The 23,524-nt window shown below is 54.9% G+C and carries 23 protein-coding genes; 22 read left to right on the top strand and 1 reads right to left on the bottom strand.

Annotated features, from left to right (window positions below):
* The first annotated feature begins 25 nt into the window (after window positions 1-25).
* The 19 genes from dnaK (at window position 26) to recO (ending at window position 18,106) form a co-directional block, all read left to right on the top strand.
* On the top strand, window positions 26-1,855 hold the full coding sequence (dnaK, locus tag DZC51_RS11035; RefSeq protein WP_157295796.1) for a molecular chaperone DnaK: 1,830 nt from the start codon (window positions 26-28) through the stop codon (window positions 1,853-1,855).
* A gap of 176 nt (window positions 1,856-2,031) precedes the next feature.
* Window positions 2,032-3,183 carry a molecular chaperone DnaJ gene (gene dnaJ, locus DZC51_RS11030; protein WP_157295794.1) on the top strand — a complete coding sequence of 384 codons (1,152 nt, stop codon included), beginning with the start codon at window positions 2,032-2,034 and terminating at the stop codon, window positions 3,181-3,183.
* 16 nt (window positions 3,184-3,199) lie between these two features.
* Window positions 3,200-4,171, top strand: a complete 972-nt coding sequence (gene prmA / locus DZC51_RS11025; RefSeq protein ID WP_157295792.1) for a 50S ribosomal protein L11 methyltransferase — start codon at window positions 3,200-3,202, stop codon at window positions 4,169-4,171.
* The gene (locus tag DZC51_RS11020) at window positions 4,152-4,901 is read left to right on the top strand and encodes a 16S rRNA (uracil(1498)-N(3))-methyltransferase (RefSeq protein ID WP_157295791.1); all 750 of its coding nucleotides are present in this window, start codon (window positions 4,152-4,154) and stop codon (window positions 4,899-4,901) included. Before prmA ends, DZC51_RS11020 begins: the two co-directional genes overlap by 20 nt.
* A 5-nt stretch (window positions 4,902-4,906) precedes the next feature.
* Entirely contained in the window at window positions 4,907-6,250 is a 1,344-nt protein-coding gene (gene mtaB, locus DZC51_RS11015) for a tRNA (N(6)-L-threonylcarbamoyladenosine(37)-C(2))-methylthiotransferase MtaB (protein ID WP_157295789.1), read from the top strand.
* Window positions 6,251-6,360: 110 nt separating this feature from the next.
* Complete coding sequence (gene deoC / locus DZC51_RS11010) at window positions 6,361-7,032, top strand: deoxyribose-phosphate aldolase (protein ID WP_157295787.1); 672 nt, start codon at window positions 6,361-6,363, stop codon at window positions 7,030-7,032.
* A gap of 131 nt (window positions 7,033-7,163) precedes the next feature.
* A complete protein-coding gene (gene rpsU / locus DZC51_RS11005) occupies window positions 7,164-7,337 on the top strand; it encodes a 30S ribosomal protein S21 (RefSeq protein WP_157295785.1) in 174 nt (57 codons plus the stop codon).
* Window positions 7,338-7,508: 171 nt separating this feature from the next.
* Window positions 7,509-8,831 (top strand): NfeD family protein, encoded by a 1,323-nt coding sequence (locus DZC51_RS11000; RefSeq protein ID WP_157295783.1) that lies wholly within the window; start codon window positions 7,509-7,511, stop codon window positions 8,829-8,831.
* Window positions 8,832-8,843: 12 nt separating this feature from the next.
* Window positions 8,844-9,845: a flotillin-like protein FloA gene (floA, locus tag DZC51_RS10995; protein WP_157295780.1), complete on the top strand. Its 1,002-nt coding sequence runs from the start codon at window positions 8,844-8,846 to the stop codon at window positions 9,843-9,845.
* Between the two features lie 29 nt (window positions 9,846-9,874).
* Complete coding sequence (locus tag DZC51_RS10990; protein WP_157295778.1) at window positions 9,875-10,393, top strand: hypothetical protein; 519 nt, start codon at window positions 9,875-9,877, stop codon at window positions 10,391-10,393.
* Window positions 10,394-10,461: 68 nt separating this feature from the next.
* Complete coding sequence (locus DZC51_RS10985; protein ID WP_157295775.1) at window positions 10,462-10,710, top strand: hypothetical protein; 249 nt, start codon at window positions 10,462-10,464, stop codon at window positions 10,708-10,710.
* Window positions 10,697-11,821: a sporulation protein YqfD gene (locus DZC51_RS10980; RefSeq protein WP_157295773.1), complete on the top strand. Its 1,125-nt coding sequence runs from the start codon at window positions 10,697-10,699 to the stop codon at window positions 11,819-11,821. Before DZC51_RS10985 ends, DZC51_RS10980 begins: the two co-directional genes overlap by 14 nt.
* Before the next feature lie 55 nt (window positions 11,822-11,876).
* Window positions 11,877-12,788, top strand: coding sequence for a PhoH family protein (locus tag DZC51_RS10975; protein ID WP_157296070.1), 912 nt, complete (start codon window positions 11,877-11,879; stop codon window positions 12,786-12,788).
* A 131-nt stretch (window positions 12,789-12,919) separates the two neighbouring features.
* The gene (locus DZC51_RS10970) at window positions 12,920-15,034 is read left to right on the top strand and encodes an HD family phosphohydrolase (RefSeq protein ID WP_157295770.1); all 2,115 of its coding nucleotides are present in this window, start codon (window positions 12,920-12,922) and stop codon (window positions 15,032-15,034) included.
* A gap of 18 nt (window positions 15,035-15,052) precedes the next feature.
* Window positions 15,053-15,541, top strand: coding sequence for an rRNA maturation RNase YbeY (gene ybeY, locus DZC51_RS10965; protein ID WP_157295768.1), 489 nt, complete (start codon window positions 15,053-15,055; stop codon window positions 15,539-15,541).
* Entirely contained in the window at window positions 15,528-15,893 is a 366-nt protein-coding gene (locus DZC51_RS10960; protein ID WP_157295764.1) for a diacylglycerol kinase family protein, read from the top strand. The genes ybeY and DZC51_RS10960 overlap by 14 nt, the downstream gene beginning before the upstream one ends.
* A gap of 13 nt (window positions 15,894-15,906) precedes the next feature.
* Window positions 15,907-16,311, top strand: a complete 405-nt coding sequence (locus tag DZC51_RS10955; RefSeq protein ID WP_157295761.1) for a cytidine deaminase — start codon at window positions 15,907-15,909, stop codon at window positions 16,309-16,311.
* Window positions 16,301-17,215, top strand: a complete 915-nt coding sequence (era, locus tag DZC51_RS10950; RefSeq protein WP_157295758.1) for a GTPase Era — start codon at window positions 16,301-16,303, stop codon at window positions 17,213-17,215. The genes DZC51_RS10955 and era overlap by 11 nt, the downstream gene beginning before the upstream one ends.
* A 57-nt stretch (window positions 17,216-17,272) precedes the next feature.
* Window positions 17,273-18,106, top strand: a complete 834-nt coding sequence (gene recO, locus DZC51_RS10945) for a DNA repair protein RecO (protein WP_157295756.1) — start codon at window positions 17,273-17,275, stop codon at window positions 18,104-18,106.
* Between the two features lie 114 nt (window positions 18,107-18,220).
* Here the strand turns inward: recO and DZC51_RS10940 are convergent, their stop codons facing one another.
* Complete coding sequence (locus DZC51_RS10940) at window positions 18,221-19,591, bottom strand: glycine--tRNA ligase (protein ID WP_304504515.1); 1,371 nt, start codon at window positions 19,589-19,591, stop codon at window positions 18,221-18,223.
* 376 nt (window positions 19,592-19,967) lie between these two features.
* Here DZC51_RS10940 and ccpN point away from each other — a divergent pair, with 376 nt between their 5' ends.
* The 3 genes from ccpN (at window position 19,968) to dnaG (ending at window position 23,509) form a co-directional block, all read left to right on the top strand.
* Complete coding sequence (gene ccpN, locus DZC51_RS10935; protein ID WP_157295750.1) at window positions 19,968-20,606, top strand: transcriptional regulator CcpN; 639 nt, start codon at window positions 19,968-19,970, stop codon at window positions 20,604-20,606.
* Window positions 20,607-20,616: 10 nt separating this feature from the next.
* The gene (locus DZC51_RS10930) at window positions 20,617-21,432 is read left to right on the top strand and encodes a pyruvate, water dikinase regulatory protein (RefSeq protein WP_157295747.1); all 816 of its coding nucleotides are present in this window, start codon (window positions 20,617-20,619) and stop codon (window positions 21,430-21,432) included.
* Between the two features lie 256 nt (window positions 21,433-21,688).
* Window positions 21,689-23,509: a DNA primase gene (gene dnaG / locus DZC51_RS10925; protein WP_157295745.1), complete on the top strand. Its 1,821-nt coding sequence runs from the start codon at window positions 21,689-21,691 to the stop codon at window positions 23,507-23,509.
* Window positions 23,510-23,524 lie beyond the last annotated feature (15 nt).

The raw sequence follows: 23,524 nt of genomic DNA, 5'->3' as shown, positions 1-23,524 counted from the left end.
GCATTGATTTTAGGAGGAATGGACAATGAGCAAAATCATCGGGATCGACCTTGGAACGACAAACTCTGTAGTAGCGGTACTGGAAGGCGGCGAGCCGAAAGTCGTACCTAACCCGGAAGGCAACCGGACAACCCCTTCCGTCGTATCGTTCAAGAACGGGGAACGCCAGGTCGGTGAAGTGGCGAAACGCCAGTCGATCACCAATCCGAATACAATCATGTCGGTCAAACGAATGATGGGCACGAACGAAAAAGTGTCAGCTGAAGACCGGGACTACTCTCCGCAGGAAGTTTCTGCGATGATCCTCCAGTACCTGAAAGGGTATGCGGAAGATTACCTCGGTGAAAAGGTCAGCAAAGCAGTCATCACGGTTCCGGCTTACTTTAATGACGCCGCACGCCAGGCGACAAAAGACGCCGGACGCATCGCGGGCCTCGAAGTCGAACGGATCATCAACGAGCCGACGGCCGCTGCACTTGCCTACGGACTCGACAAGACGGACAGCGAGCAGACGATCCTCGTTTATGACCTTGGCGGCGGTACGTTCGACGTATCGATCCTCGAACTCGGCGACGGTGTGTTCGAAGTCCGCGCGACTGCCGGAGACAACCAGCTGGGCGGCGACGATTTCGACCAGGCGATCATGGACTGGCTCGTGGAAGAGTTCAGGAAAGACAATGGCATCGACCTGTCCAAGGACAAAATGGCGATGCAGCGACTCAAAGACGCTGCGGAAAAAGCGAAGAAAGACCTGTCCGGCGTAACATCCGCACAAATCTCGCTTCCGTTCATCACTGCAGGGGAAGCAGGCCCGCTGCACCTTGAGACGACGCTTTCCCGTGCGAAGTTTGATGAACTCACGGCAAATCTCGTTGAGCGCACGATGGTTCCTACACGCCAGGCCCTCAAAGACGCCGGCCTCTCTGCAAGTGAACTCGACCAGGTCATCCTCGTCGGCGGCTCCACACGGATCCCTGCCGTACAGGAAGCGATCAAAAAAGCGACAGGCAAGGAACCTCACCGCGGCGTCAACCCGGACGAAGTGGTGGCAATGGGTGCGGCCATCCAGGGCGGCGTCCTGTCGGGCGACGTGCAGGACGTTGTTCTTCTTGACGTGACGCCTCTTTCCCTCGGCATCGAAACGATGGGCGGCGTGATGACCAAACTGATCGACCGCAATACGACGATTCCGACATCGAAGTCTCAGGTATTCTCGACTGCTGCGGACAATCAGCCGGCCGTTGACATCCACGTTCTCCAAGGGGAGCGCCCGATGGCTGCCGACAACAAGACACTCGGACGCTTCCAGCTGACCGATATCCCGCCGGCACCGCGCGGCATCCCTCAGATCGAAGTCACTTTCGACATCGACAAAAACGGGATCGTCAACGTCAAAGCGAAGGATCTGGGCACGAACAAGGAGCAGCGCATCACGATCCAGTCCGATAATACACTGTCCGACGAAGAGATCGAACAAATGATCAAGGACGCGGAGGCAAATGCCGAAGCCGACAAAAAGCGTCAGGAAGAGGCAGAGCTCCGCAACGAAGCGGACCAGGCCGTATTCATGACTGAAAAGACGATTTCTGATCTCGGCGACAACGTTTCCGAAGAGGAAAAGAAACAGGCTGAAGAAGCTAAAGATGAGCTGAAAGCCGCTCTCGAGAAAGATGACATCGAAGACATCCGCACGAAGAAAGACAAACTCATGGAGATTGTCCAGCAGATGTCGGTGAAGATGTATGAACAGGCTGCGGCTCAGGCCCAGCAAGCCCAGCAGGACGGCGGATCTTCCGATGACGGCGTCGTTGACGCAGACTTTGAAGAAGTCGACGATGACAAGAACAACAAATAATCCGCCCTCGGAAAAGCCAAAGTCGGTATTTCGGCTTTGGCTTTTCTACTGTCCAAAACCGGACGGTGGGATCTGCGGTTTCCGGAGTATCGGAACTGCAGGGGCCATATCGTTTTTGAAAGACCATTTTCCGCATGGTACAATGATTCTCATGCAAGCGAGTCAGGAGTGAGATTATGAGCAAGCGTGATTACTATGAAGTGCTTGGTGTCACGAAATCTGCAAGTAAAGATGAAATCAAGAAAGCTTACAGGAAACTATCCAAGAAATATCACCCGGACCTGAACAAGGAAGAAGGTTCCGATGAGAAGTTCAAGGAAATCGCCGAAGCCTATGAGGTTCTCAGCGATGATGACAAGCGTGCCCGCTACGATCAGTTCGGCCATGCCGATGCGGCGGGCGGCTTCGGGGGCGGAGGATTTGGCGGATTCGGCGGTGGAGGATTCAGCGGCGGTGCCGCAGGATTCGACTTTGACGACATTCTGAACACTTTCTTCGGAGGAGGCGGCGGCAGACGCCGCGATCCGAATGCACCCCGTCAGGGAGCAGACCTATCCTATACGATGACGATCGACTTTATGGATGCCGTTTTCGGCAAAGAAACGGAAATCGATGTCAACAAGGAAGAAACCTGTGAAACTTGTGATGGTGACGGAGCCAAGCCTGGCACGAGCGTCAGCACCTGCTCAGAGTGCGGCGGCTCCGGACAGGTCAGCGTCACACAGACGACTCCGTTCGGACAGATGGTCAACCGCCGTCCTTGCCCGAATTGCCAGGGAACCGGCAAGATCATCCCGGAAAAGTGCCCTGAATGTCATGGTGCGGGACGCGTCACCAAGCGCAAGCGCATCAAGGTGACCATTCCTGCCGGTGTCGAGGACGGACAGCAGCTGCGCGTTTCCGGCCAGGGTGAACCAGGCGTAAACGGCGGTCCTGCCGGAGACCTGTATGTGGAATTCCGTGTAAGGCCACATGAGCGTTTTGTACGTGAAGGGGACGATATCCTGCTGGAACTGCGCGTGAACTTTGCACAGGCAGCTCTTGGGGATGAAGTCGAGGTCCCGACTGTACACGGCAAGGTCAAGCTGAAGATTCCCGCCGGAACCCAGACAGGCACCACATTCCGTCTGAAGGACAAAGGGGTTCCAAACGTTCATGGATATGGCACGGGCGACCAGCACGTCATCATCAAGCTCGTCACCCCGACGAAGATGACCGAAAAGCAGAAACAGCTGATGCGGGACTTCGCCGCTGTCAGCGGAGATGTTCCGGACGAATATCAAAGTTCGCTGTTTGATCGTCTGAAGCGTACATTCAAGGGCGACTGAAAGGGCTGATTGTTACATGAAATGGGCGGAAATCGCAGTACACACTTCCACAGAGGCTGTGGAGGCCGTCTCGAACCTTCTTTATGAAGCGGGAGCGAGCGGAGTGGTGATCGAAGACTCCCGGGAACCCGACCTCGAGCACGATACACGATTCGGGGAACTGTACGAACTGGACAGGGCGGATTACCCGGCAGAGGGGGCCATCGTCAAGGCATACCTTCCGGTGAACAGTTTCCTTTCCGAAACGGTGAACGAGCTGAAAAACGAAATTTCCAATCTGGTATCCTACGGACTTGATATCGGACCGAACTCAGTTACCCAGTCGGAAGTGGACGAAGAGGACTGGTCGACCGCCTGGAAGGATTATTACCATCCGGTCAAGATTTCAAAGCGGTTCACGATCGTGCCGACTTGGGAAGACTATGAGCGGCTCAGCACGGATGAGCTGATCATCGAGCTGGATCCGGGCATGGCATTCGGCACCGGAACACACCCGACCACGGTCATGTGCCTGCAGGCGCTCGAAAAGACTGTGCAGGAGGGCGACGAAGTGGTCGACATCGGTACCGGCTCGGGCGTCCTGTCGATCGGTGCCGCACTTCTCGGCGCCGGCCGGATCACGGCACTCGACCTGGATGAGGTGGCTGTGGAGTCCGCCCGCCAAAACGCGGAGCTCAACGGGCTCACCGGACAGATTGATGTCCGGCAGGGCAACCTTCTGGATGCGTATGATGGCCGTCCGGATGTTGCCGTCGCCAATATCCTGGCGGAAGTGATTGTCACCTTTACAGATGACGCCTACCGGGTCCTGAAGCCGGGAGGCCTCTTTATCACATCCGGCATCATCGCCCAGAAAAAGGATGAAGTGAAGGATGCGATTGCAGCCTCCGGTTTCGTGATCGAGGAAGTGATGGTGATGGAAGACTGGACTGCCATTATTGCGCGCAAACCGGAAGCAGGTGGGACGGATGCAGAGATACTTTCTTGATGGGCCATATGACGCGGGCGGCCGGGCGGTGATTTCCGGGGACGATGCGAGGCATATCACGAAGGTGATGCGGATGTCCGAAGGCGGAAGGCTGATCGCGGTGTCCGGCGGAGAGGCTTTCGAGTGTGAAATCGTGTCGCTTGCTGACGGCGCGGTCACGATCCTCAGGGACGGAGAAGAACTCCCGTCCAATGAGATGCCGGTCCGTGTGACGGTCGCGGCGGGCCTTCCCAAGGGCGACAAACTGGACCTGATCGTCCAGAAGGGAACCGAGCTGGGAATGTCCGGCCTGATTCCTTTCGAGGCGGAGCGCTCCATCGTGAAGTGGGACAGCAAAAAAAGCGGCAAAAAGATCGAACGGCTCAGGAAGATTGCGAAAGAAGCGGCAGAGCAGTCACACCGGAGCGTCATTCCCGAAATCTCGGATGTGACCGGACTGGATGGGCTGATCCGTCTTGCCGAATCATTCGACCTGCTTCTCATCGCCGATGAAGAAGCCGCCAAGGACCGGAGCGGGGGCTCGATTGCCGCCCTGCTTGAAAACGTGTATCATGGACAGAAGGTACTGGCTGTCTTCGGACCCGAAGGCGGCATCAGCCGTGCGGAAGCGGAGCGGTTCCGTGAAGAGGGCTTCAGGCCCATTGCGCTGGGGCCGCGCATCCTCAGGGCAGAGACGGCACCGCTTTATGCGCTGTCCGCCATTTCAAGCGAAATAGAAGGAAAGAGGTGAGCCCCTTGTCGACAGTTGCCTTTCACACATTGGGCTGCAAAGTGAACCATTATGAGACAGAGGCCATCTGGCAGCTTTTCAAGGACGCCGGCTACGAGCGGGCGGAATTTGAAGGCCGGGCAGATGTCTATGTCGTCAATACATGTACCGTCACCAATACAAGTGACAAGAAAAGCCGGCAGGTGATCCGGCGTGCCATCCGGACGAATCCGGATGCCGTCGTCTGTGTAACGGGCTGCTATGCCCAGACATCATCGGCCGAAATCATGGAGATTCCGGGCGTGGATATCGTCGTCGGTACCCAGGACCGGACAAAGCTGCTCGGCTACATCGAACAGTACAGGCAGGAGCGCCAGCCGATCAACGCAGTCGGAAACATCATGAAAAACCGTGTCTATGAAGAACTGGATGTCCCGTCATTCACCGACAGGACCCGTGCGTCCCTTAAAATCCAGGAGGGCTGCAATAACTTCTGCACATTCTGCATCATTCCATGGGCCCGCGGCCTGATGCGTTCCCGCAATCCGGAAGAGGTCATCCATCAGGCCAGTCAGCTTGTCGAAGCAGGATACAAAGAGATTGTGCTTACAGGCATCCATACCGGCGGCTACGGAGAAGACCTGAAGGACTATAACCTCGCACAGCTGCTCCGCGATATCGAGGCGAAGGTGCCGGGGCTCAAGCGCCTCCGGATTTCCTCGATCGAGGCCAGCCAGCTGACCGATGAAGTGATCGGCGTGCTGAAAGAATCCAACATTGTCGTTCGCCATCTTCATATCCCGATCCAGTCCGGTTCGGACACTGTGCTGAAGAGAATGCGCAGGAAGTACACGATGGAATTCTTTGCGGACCGTCTGGTGCGGCTGCGTGAAGCGCTGCCCGATTTTGCACTGACCTCTGACGTCATCGTCGGATTCCCGGGCGAAACGGAAGAAGAGTTCATGGAGACTTTCACATTCATCCGTGACCACCGCTTTGCAGAGCTGCACGTATTCCCTTATTCGATGAGGATCGGAACACCTGCTGCCCGGATGGATAACCAGATCGATGAAGAAGTGAAAAACGAACGCGTCCACCGACTGCTGGAGCTCAACAAACAGCTCGCGAAGGAATACGCATCGGCCTATGAGGGCCAAGTGCTTGAAATGATCCCGGAAGAGCCATTCAAAGAGGATCCGGAAAGCGGGCTTTACGAAGGCTATACAGATAACTACATGAAAGTCGTCATACCTGCCGACGAATCTATGGTCGGCAAAATTGTCCGTGTCAAGATCACAAAGGCCGGGTACCCTTACAACGAAGGTGTATTTGTCCGTGTGGTCGAGGACAATCCGGAACCGGTCGCCTGAACCGGCATCGCCCGGAGCCGGTTTACGGCTTCCGGGCGTATTGTGTCTGGGCGGGAAGTTCTCGGAGAAATCAGTCAACAGACCTCAAGGTCATTTTAGGAGGATCAGCCATGAGCATCAATGTCGCATCAATGATCGACCATACACTTCTGAAGCCGGAAGTTACGAAAGAACAGATCGTGAAACTTTGCAGCGAGGCGAGAGAGTACCGGTTCGCCTCGGTCTGCGTGAATCCATACTGGGTTGAGACTGCGGCATCCGAACTGTCGGGATCTGAAGTGAAAGTCTGCACCGTCATCGGCTTCCCGCTCGGCGCCGGCACGAAAGAGACAAAAGCTTTCGAAACAAAAGATGCCATCGAAAAAGGCGCGCAGGAAATCGATATGGTGGTCAATATCGGCGCACTGAAAAGCGGCGATGAAGAAACCGTCGAAGCGGACATCCGCGCAGTCGTGGAGGCGGCCGCGGGAAAGGCAATCGTCAAAGTCATCATCGAGACCTGCCTGCTGACAGATGATGAGAAAATCATCGCTTGCCGCCTGGCCAAGCAGGCTGGCGCAGACTTCGTGAAGACATCTACAGGATTCTCGACGGGAGGGGCCACAGTCGAAGATGTCGCGCTGATGCGCCTGACAGTCGGCGAAGAGATGGGCGTGAAGGCTTCCGGCGGCGTCCGCAGCCTGGAGGACGTGCAGGCAATGGTTAAAGCCGGGGCTACAAGGATCGGGGCCAGCTCCGGCGTCAAAATCATGCAAGGACTCACTTCATCTGAAGATTACTGATCATTTTCTGAAAACCACATATGCGAAATTAAAAGATATATATTGACCCGCACCAGGAATTAGGCTATAATTTCTGAGTACATGATGTGTTTTTCATGTATGGAAGTGCGTACGGAGGGAGGGGAAAAGTCATGACAAAAACTGTCGTTCGTAAAAACGAATCGCTTGAAGATGCTCTTCGCCGCTTCAAACGTGGTGTTTCCAAATCGGGCACAATCCAAGAGGCCCGTAAACGCGAGTTCTATGAGAAGCCAAGCATTAAGCGGAAGAAAAAGTCCGAAGCTGCCCGCAAGCGCAAATACTAATCCCCCTCACCATCCCTCGTCCATAACAGGAATGGCCTGAATCAGAATATGTATGCAAAACCGGAAAATCCCGTAGGGGTTTTCCGGTTTATTTCATTTTAAATGAAACTTTTTGCTTCGTTCATCCGTATAATCACCTATAATGGACGAGAGACGAATGGGGGTGAAGACTTGAAAGGAATCCGCTTGATCCGCGGCCTCCTTCTGTTTGCCGCCCTGTTCCTCATGGCGATTCCACATGCCGGAGCGGATAGCGGCAAAGTTTACCACGTGCCATTGGAAAATGAAGTCGAACGGGGATTGTATGAGTTCCTTGACCGCTCATTCGGCGAAGCCGAAAAGGCCGGTGCCGATACGATTATCCTGGAGATCAATACACCGGGAGGATTCGTGGATGCCGCAGGCCGGATCGCCAAGCTGATGGATGAGACCGAACTCCGTACGATTGCGTATATCAACCGCGATGCCCTGTCTGCGGGTGCATTCCTTGCGCTGCATGCGGACGAAATCTATATGCATCCGAACGGCCGGATCGGCGCGGCACAGGTGATTGACCAGTCCGGAAACGCTGCCGATGACAAAGCCAACAGCGCATGGCTCGCTTCCATGAAGGCTGCAGCAGAATCGTCTGACCAGGATCGGGATCCGATTTATGCACTTGCCATGGCTGATGCATCAATCGATTTGCCGGAGTACCGCGCGGGGGAAGGAAAACTTCTGACACTTTCTGCCGACGAAGCAATGAAAGTCAATTATAGCGAAGGAACCGTGTCATCCTTTGCCGAACTGCTGGCAACCACAGGGCTTGAAGGTGCGGAAGTCGTTAAGATGAATGAGACGTTCAGTGAAAAACTGGCGCGGTTCATCACGAATCCGGTCGTCGTTCCGATTCTGCTGTCGATTGCGGGGCTTGGGCTTGTCGTGGAATTGTATTCACCGGGATTCGGAATACCGGGGTCGATGGGTGCCGGGGCACTGCTCCTGTTCTTCTACGGACATCTTGTAGCGGGACTTGCCGGCTATGAATCGCTGCTGCTGTTCCTGGCAGGCATAGGGCTGCTTATTGCCGAGCTGTTCGTACCGGGGGGCATCCTGGGCATCCTTGGTGCTGTGGCGATGGTAGCGGGCATCATCTTGGCAGGGGCCGACCCGGCCTGGATGGCCATTTCCGTCATCACGGCACTGGTCATCACGATATTAGGAATGGTGATCATGATGAAATTCTTTGGCAAACGGCTCCATCTGCTTAACCGCATCGTCCTGAGGGACGCCACTGACACCGAAAGCGGCTATGTATCAAATGCCAACCGGCTTGAACTGATTGGCCGGACGGCCAGAACAGTGACACCGCTCCGTCCTTCCGGAACGGCAGAAATTGACGGGGAATACCTGGATGTCGTCTCGGAAGGCAGATTCATCGGGAAAGACCAAAATGTTAAGATTACGAAAGTGGAAGGATCCAGGATCGTTGTCCGGGAAGCTTCCGAAGAATAAGGAGGAAACAGAATGCTTGGATTGGGAACAATCGGGCTGATTATCGTCGCATTTCTGGTGATCGTCGCCCTGTCTGTCTTCTTTACATTTGTGCCGGTCACGCTGTGGATTTCCGCGCTTGCAGCCGGTGTTAAAGTCAGCATCTTCACACTGATCGGGATGCGTCTCCGCCGGGTAATTCCGAGCAGGATCGTCAACCCGCTCATCAAGGCCCACAAGGCGGGGCTCGAAGTGGGTATCAACCAGCTGGAGAGCCATTATCTCGCCGGCGGTAACGTTGACCGCGTTGTCAATGCCCTGATCGCGGCTCACCGCGCGAATATCCCACTAACTTTCGAACGTGCGGCTGCGATCGATCTGGCAGGCCGTGATGTGCTTGAAGCTGTCAGCATGTCCGTCAACCCGAAAGTCATTGAAACGCCGTTTATCGCCGGTGTGGCAATGAACGGGATTGAAGTCAAGGCAAAATCCCGCATCACGGTACGTGCCAACATCGACCGGCTAGTAGGGGGTGCCGGCGAAGAGACGATCGTTGCCCGTGTCGGCGAAGGGATCGTTTCGACCATCGGTTCCTCCAAGCACCATACTGTCGTTCTTGAGAATCCGGATATGATCTCCCAGACCGTCCTATCAAAAGGACTGGATGCCGGCACGGCATTTGAGATCCTGTCGATCGATATCGCAGATGTGGATATCGGCAAGAACATCGGTGCCGAGCTTCAGACAGAGCAGGCGGAAGCAGACAAGAAGATTGCTCAGGCGAAAGCCGAAGAGCGCCGCGCGATGGCAGTCGCCAGCGAGCAGGAAATGCGCGCGAAAGTCGGCGAAATGCGCGCCAAGGTTGTCGAGGCAGAGGCGGAAGTACCGCTTGCCATGGCAGAAGCGCTCCGGACGGGCAACATCGGCATCATGGATTACGTGAATTACAAGAACATCCAGGCAGATACCTCCATGCGTGAAACTCTCGGCAAGATGGGCAAGGAGCAGGACAAACGCCCCGACGGCCAGGAATGACCCGCGGATGATGGAAAGGGGATGAGCTGATGGAACCGATCATCCTGCTGATCATCTCACTGATAATCGGCACCCTGTTCAAGGGCAAGGAAAACCAGAAGCCTCCGGCACAAAAGCCGAATCAGGCTCCCCGTCAGGAAGTTCCCAAGCGGCCCGCTGCGCAGGGAGGAAATCTGAAGGACCTGACAAAGCAGCTATATGAAGATCTTCAAAAAGAGATTCAGAAAGAGGCAAAGGAATTCCGCACGGACCCTCGCGAAGCGGATTCAAACACGGCGAAGCCCGAGCCCGTGCGGAGCACACGGCGGAATGCGGAAAACGACGCCGGCAGGGCCCGTGAATCGGCTCCCGCAGCCAAGCGAGGAGAGCGTCAGGAGCGCCAGGAACGCACGCGTGAACGCATGCGTCCGACCGCAGCGCCAGTTCCGGTTTCAAGAAAACCTGAACCGGCAGATCCTGATTCTCTATTCCCGGAATCCGAAGAAGAACTTGCACGTGCAATCGTGTTTGCGGAAATTCTCGGCCCGCCAAAAGCGAAGAGAAGATAACCGGCTACAGCCGGTGTGAATGACCCCCCTCGGCCTGTCATAAACTGAAGGCCAAGGGGGGTTTTTGTATGCGCAGATTTTTCAGGATGGTCCCTTTTCTAGAAATCGAGGATCATCAGACATTGCGGCTCAATGGAAAATTCACTATCGGAAAGATCGGCGAGCGTGCAGTCAGTCTTCGCCTTGCGCCCTATGCGATGACTCTTGAGGGAGAAGAGGTAAAGGTCGAGGAGATCGGCGACGAGGCGGCACTGATCACATTTGACCGGTTGGACCGGCTGACATTGATCCGTACGAGGGACCATGCAGACGGGTAAGCGGCTGCGCGGGCGGGAAACTGTCTGGCTCACGGTAACCGGAAGCGGGGCTGATGCCTTTTTCTCGGCTTGCGCCGCATCCGGCATCCGCCTGAGAAATGCCGGGCGTGACGGGGAACAGCTCAGGTTCTCCGTGATGCGGAAGGACATGCCCGCGCTGCGGAAAATGAGACGGAAATATCGTGTGCGCCTCGGACTGCAGGCAGGACGGGACGGGGTGATCCTGGATCTGTCCCCCGTCCGCGTGATTGCCGTCCTGCTTTTCCTGCTTGCGCCCCTGGCCTGCTCCGGACTGATCTGGTCGGTTGGGGTGGAAGGCGGCAAGCCTGAGCGACAGGAACGGATCAGTGCCTATCTCGAAAAAAACGGGATCAGGCCGTTTATTCCAATCGGCGCTGTTCCTGACGAGTCCCAAATCCGCAATGATTTGATGGTCGCCGACCCGGGTCTTAGCTGGGTCCGCGTCAGTCGTGAAGGTGGCCGCCTGACCGTCCATCCGATCGAGGCTCCTGAGACTGGTGTAGACGCGGAGAAAAAACTGCCTCCGGCACATCTTGCAGCATCAAAGCGCGCGGTCATCACCCGCTTTGAACTTTCCAGCGGTGTCCGGAATGTCCTCCCGAATACGACTGTGGAAAAGGGGGACATCGTCGCCTCCGGAATTGTCACACAGAGGGAAGACAGCTATGTGACCGGCGCGGAAGGGAAAGTGTACGGAGACTATTATGTCGAAACCCGCTTTGAGATGCCGGCAGTCATCAGGTATTCAGCACCCGGGGAACGGGCATACCGGCTGTCGGTCGGCAACAATGTGCCTGAAGGGGACGCCTGGCGCGAGGTCCCGCTTCCCGCTGTTTTCGATTCCTTCCTGAAGCTGTCGGAAAGCCGTGACGGCACGGCGAGAGAGGTGAGGATCACAGAGGAAAACGGGGAAAGGGTCATCCTTGGCGTCCTGAAGGAAAAATTGCTGGGAACACTTGATCCCGATGCGACTGTAAAGGATGAAAAAGTTTTGCGAGTGCATTATGATAATGATAAAGTAAAGGGGACCGTATTATTTCTCATAAATGAAAATATTGCCGTAAGAAAACAGATTTCCCAAGGAGATTGATCGATTGGAAGAAAACACGGTACAACTGCATGTGGAAGATCCAAATGAGGCGGTGATGCTGCTCGGCATCTCCGACCAGAACATGAAACTGATCGAGGAAGAACTCGGTGTGCGGGTGCTCACGCGAGGGGGCGTCATCGTGATTCAGGGTGATGAGGAGCCGCGTGGAACCGCCCAGGAGCTCCTCAGCCAGCTGCTGCGGGTCATTCGCAAAGGGATCAACATTAACCTTCGTGATGTGTCGACCGCCCTGGAGATGGCCAAGAACGGCACGATCGAATACTTCGCAGAGCTATACGACGAAGAGATCGCAAGGAATGCCAAAGGCAAGGCCATCCGTGCAAAGACGATCGGGCAGCGGGAATATGTCCATGCCATCCGTGCCGAAGATATGGTGTTCGGAATCGGCCCGGCCGGTACCGGGAAAACTTATCTTGCGGTCGTCATGGCCGTGCAGGCATTGAAAAATGGACAGGTCAAGCGGATCATCCTGACCCGCCCGGCGGTGGAAGCAGGGGAAAACCTCGGCTTTCTGCCAGGTGACCTTAAAGAAAAGGTTGATCCGTATCTGAGGCCGCTGTATGACTCCCTCCATGATGTGCTCGGGCCGGAACAGACAGAGCGGCTGATCGAGCGGGGCACCATTGAAATCGCGCCGCTCGCCTATATGCGCGGACGGACGCTGGATGATGCTTTTGTCATTCTCGATGAGGCGCAGAACACGACAAAGGCACAGATGAAGATGTTCATGACACGGCTCGGTTTCGGTTCGAAGATGGTGATCACGGGTGACCAGACCCAGATCGACTTGCCCCGTGGGACGGAATCAGGATTGATAGTCGCCCAGCGGATCCTGAAAGAGGTCCAGGGGATCCGCTTCCTGCACTTCGAGCAGGCGGATGTCGTACGTCATCCGCTCGTAGCGCGGATCATCGAAGCATACGAAGCAAGCAGTCACCGGGAGTGACCGAAACGGTTCACCGGCCGAGTACTCCTGCCTCAGCTGGAGTCCGGCCGGTTTTGTCATCCTTCTGGCCGCGTGTCGGCCGTCATGGACGGGGATCGGGCGTATCGGCCCGCCACTAGGGGGAAACTGTTATGTTCAAGGGTTTGCAATCATTTGTTGAAAGGATTTCATTTTCTGTTTTCTCCATCGTGCTTCTTGTGCTTTCTGCCTTCCTTGCCTTTGGCATCATGCTCGGGAGCGTGAAAGACGAAACATATGATATCAGGATGTTCCACCTCGCCAACGAAACCATCCGTGCGACCAAGACGGTGGAAGACCCTATCAAGACAGAGCAGGAACGGCAGCGCGCAGCGGCCGAGGTCACCCCGGTCTATAATTATGACGAGGAAGCCTCACAAAACAGCGCGGCCGTTGTCCGCTCCGTCTTCGACTATGCCCTGGAAGCCAAAGCAGAAGCAGCCGAAGACGACGGGGAAGAACCACCTGACACCGCCTTGCAGATTTCGGACCTCCGAAAAAAACTGGAGGATCTCGAGGATTCGGGAGGCGGGTTCCGTCTTTCCGACGATCTGCTCGGGATGCTCGTCCGCGCCGCCAATGCAGAGCTTGAGAAAGCCCGTGACACCGTCAGTTCAATCGTGTCCGAAGTGATGGAAGAGCCGATACGGGACACGGGCCTTGCGGATGCAAGGAACAAAACGGAAGATCGGATCCGGAGCTCTGCCGTAGCACAGGGGCTCATGCCCGCAGCGGTTGAGATCGGCCGTTCCAGCATCTTCATGAACGAGAAAGTGGATGTGCAGCAGACGGAGGCAAGGATCGAACATGCAAGGGCCGAGGTTGAGCCGACCCGTATTCTCCAGGGGCAGGTCATCGTGCAGGAAGGACAGATCATAGACAGGGAAGTTCACCGGCAGCTTGAACTTGCAGGACTCCTGAACGAAAGTGCCTCGCTCCGGCCGGTATTGGCACTCGGACTGTTTACGCTGCTGATTTTCTGGTTCATCCACCGTCATTTCAGGCAGTTGGATCAGCCGGGATACGTGAAAAAGAAATGGCTCTCCATCACGCTGGTCGTATATTTCCTGACCATCCTTGCAATGAAGCTGCTTGCCGCAACGGAGATTGACTTCAATATGGCACTTATCTATGTCTACCCGACGGCGCTAGTACCGTTTCTCCTCCGGCTTCTGACGGACGGAAGGATGGCTATCCTCCTGACGGTGCTGACTGCCGCAACAGGCGGCCTCCTGCTTCAGGAAGGGTATTCTCCAGTCGCCAATATGGAGATCGTACTGTATGTCCTGTTCGGCGGATTTGCCGGCCATTACCTGATCCAGGGGGACGGCAGAAGATCGTCAATCCTTACGGCCAGTTTCGGCGTTGCTCTTGTAAATGCGCTTTTTATCACGTTTTACCTGCTTATGACCCAGTCGCACTTCGGCCTGCAGGAATGGTTGATCTTTATCATGGCCGCCGTCGGCTCAGGTCTGTTGTCCGGCGCCCTCACCATCGGGCTAATGCCGTTTTTTGAAACCGTGTTCGGCATCCTGTCCGACCTGAAGCTTGTAGAACTGTCCAACCCGAACCATCCCCTTCTGAGGAGGATCCTGACAGAGACGCCTGGTACATACCACCACAGTGTCATGGTCGCCAACCTGTCCGATGCGGCATGCGAGGCAATCGGCGCGAACGGGCTTCTTGCCCGGGTCGGAAGCTATTACCATGATATCGGGAAAACCCGGAGGCCGGCATTTTTCATCGAGAACCAGATGGCCGGCACGAATCCGCATGACTCGCTGCCGCCTGGTAAAAGCCGTGATATCATCATCGCCCACTCGACTGACGGAGCAGAAATGTTGAAAAAACACGGCATGCCGAAGGAACTGGTGGATATCGCCCGGCAGCATCACGGGACGACCCTGCTCAAATACTTTCTCGTGAAAGCGAGGGAGTCGGGGGAAGAAGTGGACGAAGAGGCATACCGTTATCCCGGGCCGAAACCGCAGACCAAAGAGATAGCAGTCATTTCGATCGCCGACAGCTGCGAGGCGGCTGTGCGCTCGATGAAAGAGCCGACTCCGGAGAAAATCGAGGAACTGGTCCGTTCCATCATTAGGGATAAAATGAATGACGGACAATTTTCGGAATGCGACCTCAGCTTCAGGGAATTGAAAATAGTGGGGGAAGTGATCTGCACGACGCTCAACGGAGTGTTCCATAATCGGATCGAGTATCCGAAGTGACCGACTGGAGGACATGCTATGACACTTACTATCGATATGTTGGATGAAACCGGTACAGTTGGGGAAAAAGATCAGCAACTGGTCTTGCGCCTGCTTGAACATGCCGCAGAGATGGAGAAAGTCGGCGAGGCTGAGGTCTCAGTCACGTTCATGGACGATGAATCCATCAGGACGATCAACAGGGATTACCGTGACAAGGACCGGGCGACCGATGTCATCTCATTCGCCCTTGAAGAGTCGGTCGAAGGGGAGATGGCCATAAACGGTCCGGAAGGCATGCCGCGGCTTCTCGGAGACATCCTTATCTCAACGGAGACGGCGGACCGTCAGGCCGGAGAATACGGGCATAGCCGGGAGCGGGAAATCGGCTTCCTGGCACTTCACGGTTTTCTCCATCTGCTTGGGTATGACCACATGAACGAAGAGGACGAACGCACGATGTTCGGCCGACAGGATGAAATCCTGGAGTCATTCGGTCTCGGACGTGACACGGATGGACGTCCGTAAGCTTTTCCGGTCATTCCGTTATGCCTGGAGGGGAATCGTACATGCATTTGGGAGAGAGCAGAATTTCAGATTTCATGTCCTTGCCGCACTGATCGTGACCGCCGCAGGATGGGTGACCGGACTATCCACTTCGGAATGGCTGATTGTCATCCTGCTGTTCGGCGGCGTCTTTGCCCTGGAACTGGTGAACACTGCCATTGAACGGGTCGTGGACCTGGTATCCCGCGAACATCATCCGCTTGCCGGACAGGCGAAGGATGTTGCCGCAGGCGCAGTCCTGGCCTTTGCCGTGGCAAGCGCCGTTATCGGATGCATCATCTTCATACCCAAATGGATGAATCTCTTATTTTAAAGGTGGTTAATCAATGGATAAAAAACAATTGATGGAGCGGGCCAGGACAGCCCGGGAACTCGCATACGTCCCGTACTCGAAATTTCAGGTCGGGGCCGCACTCCTTACCCGTGACGGGGAAGTTTTTGGCGGATGCAACATCGAGAATTCCGGTTACAGCATGACGAATTGTGCTGAGCGGACAGCTTTTTTCAAGGCCATATCTGAAGGCAGCCGCGACTTTGCGGCGCTTGCAGTTGTTGCCGATACTCCCGGCCCCGTATCCCCATGCGGGGCCTGCAGGCAGGTCATGGCGGAATTCTGTGACGGTGACATGCCCGTGTACCTGACAAACCTCAAGGGAGACGTCCTGGAAACGACAGTCAGCGAACTCCTGCCGGGCGCTTTCAAGGCGGAGGACATGGACCATGCTGAATAACCGTGAAGGCTTCAAGTCAGGTTTCATCTCGATCATCGGGCGTCCGAATGTCGGTAAATCGACTTTCCTCAACCGGGTGGTCGGGCAGAAAATCGCGATCATGAGCGACAAGCCCCAGACCACACGAAACAAGGTACAGGGCGTTGTCACGACGGACGAAAGCCAGATGATCTTCATCGATACTCCCGGCATCCACAAGCCGAAACACAAGCTCGGGGACTTTATGATGAAGGTGGCGAAGAACACGCTCAAGGAAGTGGACCTTGTTCTCTTTATGGCAAATGCCGATGAATCGCTCGGCAAGGGTGATGAATTCATCATGGAGATGCTCGGCGATAGCGGAACACCGGTCGTCCTTGTCCTGAACAAGATCGATCTGATCCATCCCGACGAGCTGATCGGGGTCATCGAGTCGTATCGGAACCGGATGGAATTTGCAGAGATTGTCCCGATTTCCGCCCTGCAGGGAAATAATGTGGATCGCCTGATGAACGTTATCAAAGATTATCTGCCGGAAGGTCCGCAGTATTATCCGGCCGACCAGGTAACGGACCACCCGGAGCGGTTCATCATTTCTGAGCTGATCCGTGAAAAAGTCCTCCACCTGACACGTGAGGAAATCCCGCATTCTGTCGCAGTTGTTATCGAACGGATCGCAAAGCGCGAAGATCAGGAAACCGTAGATGTCAGTGCGACGATCATCGTTGAGCGAGACTCACAGAAAGGGATCGTCATCGGCAAACGGGGGGCGCTGCTCAAGGAGGTCGGCACCCGTGCCCGCCAGGATATTGAGATGCTGCTCGGCAGCAAAGTGTATCTTGAGCTTTGGGTAAAGGTCCAAAAAGATTGGCGGAACCGGGCCAATCAGCTTAGAGAGTACGGTTTCCGGGAAGATGAATACTGACAAGGCGCGGGCCGGGTGCCCGCGCTTTTCTTCACATCCGGGGAGGGAGGGGAGCGAATGCTGAACAAATGGGAAGGGATTGTCCTTCGCACCGGCCCATATGGCGAAACGAATAAAATAGTGACACTCCTGACCAGAGAGGCCGGCAAAGTGACTGCTATGGCAAGGGGGGCAAGAAAGCCGGCAAGCCGTCTTGCTGCCGTCACACAGCCGTTCACACACGGTATCTTCATGGTTTACAAAGGGAGGGGCATGGGAACGCTGCAGTCCGGGGATCCGCTGGACCCGATGCGCCATCTTCATCAGGACATCACCGCAACGGCCTATGCAAGTTACATCGCCGAGCTGATGGACCGTCTGATCGAGGATAATCAGCCGTCCCCTGCCCAGTTTGAACTGCTCAGACAAGCGTTCCACGCCATCGATGAGGAGTACGATTCGGAAGCGATCACCCTGTTTGTAGAATGGAAAATGCTTCCTGTAGCCGGAATACATCCCGTCCTTCATCAGTGTGCAAGCTGCGGGGCGACAGAGGGGGAGTTCGCGTTTTCCTTCCAGGAAATCGGCTTCCTCTGCCACCGCTGTTTTCATGTCGATCCTTACCTGATCCGGCTGTCACCGGCACATCTCCGCCTGATCCGGACGTTTTACACGGTACCGATTGAGCAGGTCGGCAAGCTGACGCTGAAACCCGCGACAAAAAAGTTCATGCGGAAGATTATAAGAACCATCTATGATGAACAGGTGGGCCTCCGACTGAAATCAGCTTCCTTCCTTGATCAGCTTGACCGGATGCCGGCATTCGGGAGGGAAGACCGTAAACCGGCAGGAGACCGGGACGGACAGGGTGAAAATAGTTCAGAAGAGACTGCACCGGGCGAGGATGAATAACCTCGGTTTCCCGGGAAATTACCGGGCGGAAATACCGAGTCTATCACTTTACCGACTGTCCTCGCGCACGGAAAAGGCAGTCCGCAACTGCGGACTGCCTTTTTCATATAACTATCAGAATTCAAGGCGCTGTTCGATGAATGCACGGACTTCGCTGATCGGCATGCGTTCCTGCTCCATCGTGTCGCGATGGCGGACCGTGACTTGTCCGTCTTCCTTGGAATCGAAGTCGTAGGTGATGCAGAATGGTGTGCCGATTTCATCCTGGCGACGGTAGCGTTTCCCGATCGACTGGGATTCATCGTAATCCACCGGGAATGACTTGCGCAGTTCAGCCCAGACATCCTGTGCTTCATCCGAAAGTTTCTTGGAAAGCGGAAGGACAGCAGCCTTGAAAGGCGCGAGCGCCGGGTGGAAGCGGAGGACCGTGCGCCGGTCATCCTCGCCGATTTTCTCCTCTTCATATGCATCGCATATGAAAGCCAGCGTGACGCGGTCTGCGCCGAGGGAAGGCTCAATGCAGTAAGGGACGTACTTTTCTCCTGTTTCCGCATCCGTCATGGTGAAGTCTTCGCCGGAATGCTCCATGTGACGCTTCAGGTCAAAGTCGGTCCGGTCTGCGATGCCCCAAAGTTCGCCCCAGCCGAACGGGAATTTGTATTCGATGTCGACCGTTGCATTTGAGTAATGGGAAAGCTCTTCTTTATCGTGCTCCCGCAGGCGGACGTTTTCATCCGTCATGTTCAGCTGGTCAAGCCAGTTTTTGCAGAAATCGCGCCAGTATGCATACCACTCGAGGTCTTCACCCGGCTTGCAGAAGAATTCCAGCTCCATCTGTTCAAACTCGCGTGTACGGAAAGTGAAGTTGCCCGGCGTGATTTCGTTCCTGAAGCTCTTGCCGACCTGCGCGATTCCGAACGGCAACTTTTTGCGCATGGACCGCTGGACGTTTTTGAAGTTGACGAAGATACCCTGTGCCGTCTCGGGACGGAGGTAGATGTCGTTAGAGGAAGAATCCGTCACACCCTGGGAGGTCTTGAACATCAGGTTGAACTGGCGGATCTCCGTGAAGTCCTGAGCTCCACAGTCCGGGCAGCTGATGTCATGCTCACGGATGAGCTCCTGCATTTTCTCAAACGGCATGCCGTCGACGACCAGTTCATTTCCTTCGGCCTCGAGTTTATTTTCAATCAGCTTATCCGCGCGGTGGCGGGCTTTACAGCTTTTGCAGTCGATCATCGGGTCGTTGAAGTTGCCGACATGGCCCGATGCCTGCCAGACCTTCGGATTCATGAGGATGGCGGCATCGAGGCCGACATTGTAAGGGGACTCCTGTACGAATTTCTTCCACCAGGCCTTTTTGATGTTGTTCTTCAGTTCCACTCCCAGCGGGCCGTAATCCCATGTGTTGGCAAGGCCGCCGTAGATGTCGGAGCCCGGGAAGACAAATCCACGGTGCTTGGCCAGATTGACGATCGTTTCCATTGAAGTCATGTCTGTTTCCTCCTCGTAATTTTCATACAGGCGATGTCCGGGACGTTGCCGGACCGGGTTGAATCAGCAACCCATACAAAAAGCACCCGTCCCCGGACATTGCGTCCGGGGACGGGTGCCTGATGACCCGCGGTTCCACCCCGATTGGCCGGGTTTACCGGCCCTCTTTCAGAGAGTTCAGCTCAGGGGTGCCGCTTCATATCCATGCAGGCTTTCACCATCCCTGCTCGCTTTTGCCGGATACTACTTGATTGTCCCATCATCGCCGTATGAACTTTGTCAATATTGTAGCATGGGATGAATCGTTTCGCAATCGGCGGGAGATTCGGATATAATGAACTAGGCTATTACCCATCAAGTACAGGATGTGAGTCGTATGGAACTCAATAAGCGTCAGGATGAGATCCTGGAGATCGTGAAGGCCGACGGGCCGATCACAGGCGAACAGATTGCCGAACGGCTCAGCCTGACCCGTGCCACGATCCGGCCCGACCTTGCCATCCTGACAATGGCAGGCTTTCTCGACGCCCGTCCGCGAGTAGGCTACTTTTATTCGGGCAAGAAAAAGGATCAGCATCTGACAGAAAACATGATGAACATGAAGGTGCGGGATTTTCAGTCGATTCCGGTTGTTGTCCAGGAATCGCTTTCCGTCTATGATGCGATCACGCAGATGTTCCTCGAAGACGTCGGAACGCTGATTGTCGTGGATGACCAGTCCAAGCTGACCGGCATCCTTTCAAGGAAGGATCTCCTCAGAACAGCAATCGGCAGCACCGACCTGGAGAAGATCCCCGTGCATATGATCATGACGAGGATGCCGAACATCGCTTATTGCAGGAAAAACGAGGCGCTTGTCCATGTGGCCAAGGTGCTGATTGAACGGCAGATTGATGCGCTGCCTGTTGTCGAAGAAACCGATAAAGGACTTTCAGTCATCGGCCGCATCACCAAGACAAACATCACCTCGGCGTTCCTGTCGCTGGCGGAAAATCACGATTTGTGAGAGGTGCCCAATGAATCAACTGAAAATGTATATCGTATCCGATTCGATCGGCGAGACCGGAGATCTGGTGGCAAAAGCGGCAATCAGCCAGTTCCGCAAGGACTTTGAATCAACCGCCGTCAAGCGGATTCCGCATGTGGAATCGACCGACCAGCTCCATGAAATCACGGAAATCGCCGCCGAGCAGCATGCCATCATCCTCTACACTTTGGTAAAGGAAGAGATGAGGACCTATATCCGGCGGGAGTGTGAGCGAAGAAATATCCCATCAATCGACCTTCTTGGCCCGATCATCGATGTAATCGGCAATACGCTGAACGAGCGGGCCTCTGAGGAGCCCGGACGCGTCCGCATGCTGGATGAAGACTATTTCCAGAAAATCGAGGCAATCGAATTTGCCGTCAAGTACGATGACGGCAGGGATCCCCGGGGCCTGCTGCTGGCGGACATTGTCCTCATCGGGGTGTCACGCACATCCAAGACCCCATTGTCCCAATACCTTGCACATAAGCGCTATAAGGTCGCAAACGTGCCGCTCGTTCCGGAAGTGAACCCTCCCGAAGAGCTGTTCAAAATTGACCCGGATAAGTGCTTCGGGCTCGTGATTTCGCCGGAGAAACTGAACTCGATACGCAAAGAGCGGCTGAAGGCGCTCGGATTGAAAGATGATGCGAATTATGCGAAAATCGAGAGAATCAAAGCAGAAATCGATCATTTCTACTCGGTGGCGGACAAGATCGGCTGCAGGGTCATTGATGTGACCGACCGGGCAGTCGAAGAGACCGCCAACATTATTCTGAATATCAAGCAGAAGCGTGAACGATGAACGGCAGAACCGCCTCTTCGGAAGGCCGGTTCTTTTTTTGCAGCCGTTTCAGAAAGTATCGCTGAAGTTCAAGAAAATGTTCTTTAATGGTGGAAATGTACGGTGAAGCGTATTATAATTGTATATTGTGAATAAAATGCGCGTAGTGGGCAGTTTTCTTCCCTCCTGCGCACTTTTTTGTCGAAGAATGAAGGATTCTCTTCTTGAATCTCGAATTCGAGAGTACGACCGTACGACCGAAAGTGTGGTGTGAAGGATGAAACGGATTCCTGAGGAGAAGATCGAAACAATCCGTTCCCAGACAGATATTGTCGGACTGATCGGTGAGTATGTCCAGTTGACGAAGAGGGGAAGGAACTGGTTCGGGCTGTGCCCGTTCCATGATGAAAATTCTCCATCTTTCTCGGTGTCCGAGGACAAGCAGATGTTCCACTGCTTCGGTTGCGGGGCAGGCGGGAATGCCATCACGTTCGTCATGGATGTCGAAAACCTGTCGTTCGTTGAGGCAGTGGCCAAACTGGGAGCACGTACTGGAGTCGAGGTGGAGACGGGTGAGGGTGCCGGCAGTGAACGGCAGATTCCCTCAGGCCACCGACGGCTTCTGGATGCGCACAGGTACGCGGCAGAATTTTACCGTCATCTGCTTCTGAATACGGTGGAAGGGGAGGTAGCGCTCGAATATCTGCGCGGACGCGGCTTCACGAAAGAAATCATCGATAAGTTCGGTATCGGCTGGTCGCTGGGCAGCCGGGAATCGCTTGTCACCCTTCTGAGGCGAAAAGGCTTCAGCGAGGAAGAGATGGCGGAAGCCGGATTGGCCATCCTGCCCGAAAACGGAAATGGTGCGTTTGACCGATTCCGGAACCGTGTCATGTTTCCTCTCCTCGATATGAACGGGAAAACGGTGGGGTTCTCCGGACGAGTCATCGAAAAGACCGGAAACGAACCAAAGTACCTGAACAGCCCCGAGTCACCGATCTTCAACAAGAGCGAAATTCTCTATAATTACCACAATGCACGTCTCGCAGCCCGCAAATCGGGTAATGTAATATTGTTTGAAGGATTCATGGATGTCATTTCGGCGGATGCCGCAGGGATCCAGTCCGGTGTCGCCCTGATGGGCACATCGATGTCGGACAAGCATCTTTCGATGCTGGGGCGTGTGACCAACGAGGTCATCATCTGTACCGATGGCGATAACGCGGGATGGGAAGCGGCAAGAAGGTTCAGCCGGATGTTCCCCTCAAACCGCCTGGACGCCAAGGTGGCCATCGTGCCCGAAGGCATGGATCCGGATGATTACCTTAAAAAGTACGGAGGAGAGGCATTCAGGGAAACAATCATCGGCCAGCCGCATACACTTTTGTCGTTCTCGATGATGTATGCCAAACGTGATAAAAACCTGAAGAATGAAAATGATCTCCTTCAGTATATCCACGAAGTTCTGGAGGAACTGGCCGGGAAGACTACCCCTGTCGAGCGTGACCTTTACCTGAAGCAGCTTGCAGAGGAAACGGGCGTCTCTGTGGAGGCGCTCACTGCGCAGTTCAGGAAATCGGAAGCCCGCCATACCCGGAAGGAAAGGAACGCTCCGCCGCCGGAAAACCCGCCTTCAGAGCCGGCCATTCCGCGCGGGAAAACCCGGAAATCCCCTATTGCGAGGGCAGAGCGGATTATTTTATCCCACATGCTCCGTGACGGAGCACTTTTCGCCAGGTTCAGGGATTCAGGGGAAGGCAGCCCGTTCTTCCATGATGAATATACAGCGATTTTCGTCAGACTTGCAGGATTTTATGAGGAATATGGCGAACCGGATGTACATCGCTTCTGTGAAACGCTGGACGATCCTGAACTGAGGAAAATCGTCATGGAAACAGCGATGAACGAGTTTTCGGGCGAACACGCCGAAGAAGAGATTCGGGACAGCATGCGCCATATTACGAAATACAGGATCGAGATGGAAATCAGCGAAAAACTGCAACAATCGAAGGAAGCGGAAAAGATGAGCAATCTGAGCCGTGCCCTTGAACTATCCAGGGAAATTATCGCATTGAGGAAGTCCTTGTCGGCAATCTGAGTGTGCCGGCTTTTG

The sequence above is a fragment of the Bhargavaea sp. CC-171006 genome (genome assembly GCF_009761675.1).
Lineage (GTDB): Bacteria > Bacillota > Bacilli > Bacillales_A > Planococcaceae > Bhargavaea > Bhargavaea changchunensis.
Note: the sequence above shows the minus strand (reverse complement) of the source record. Positions and strands in the feature narration are given on the sequence as shown.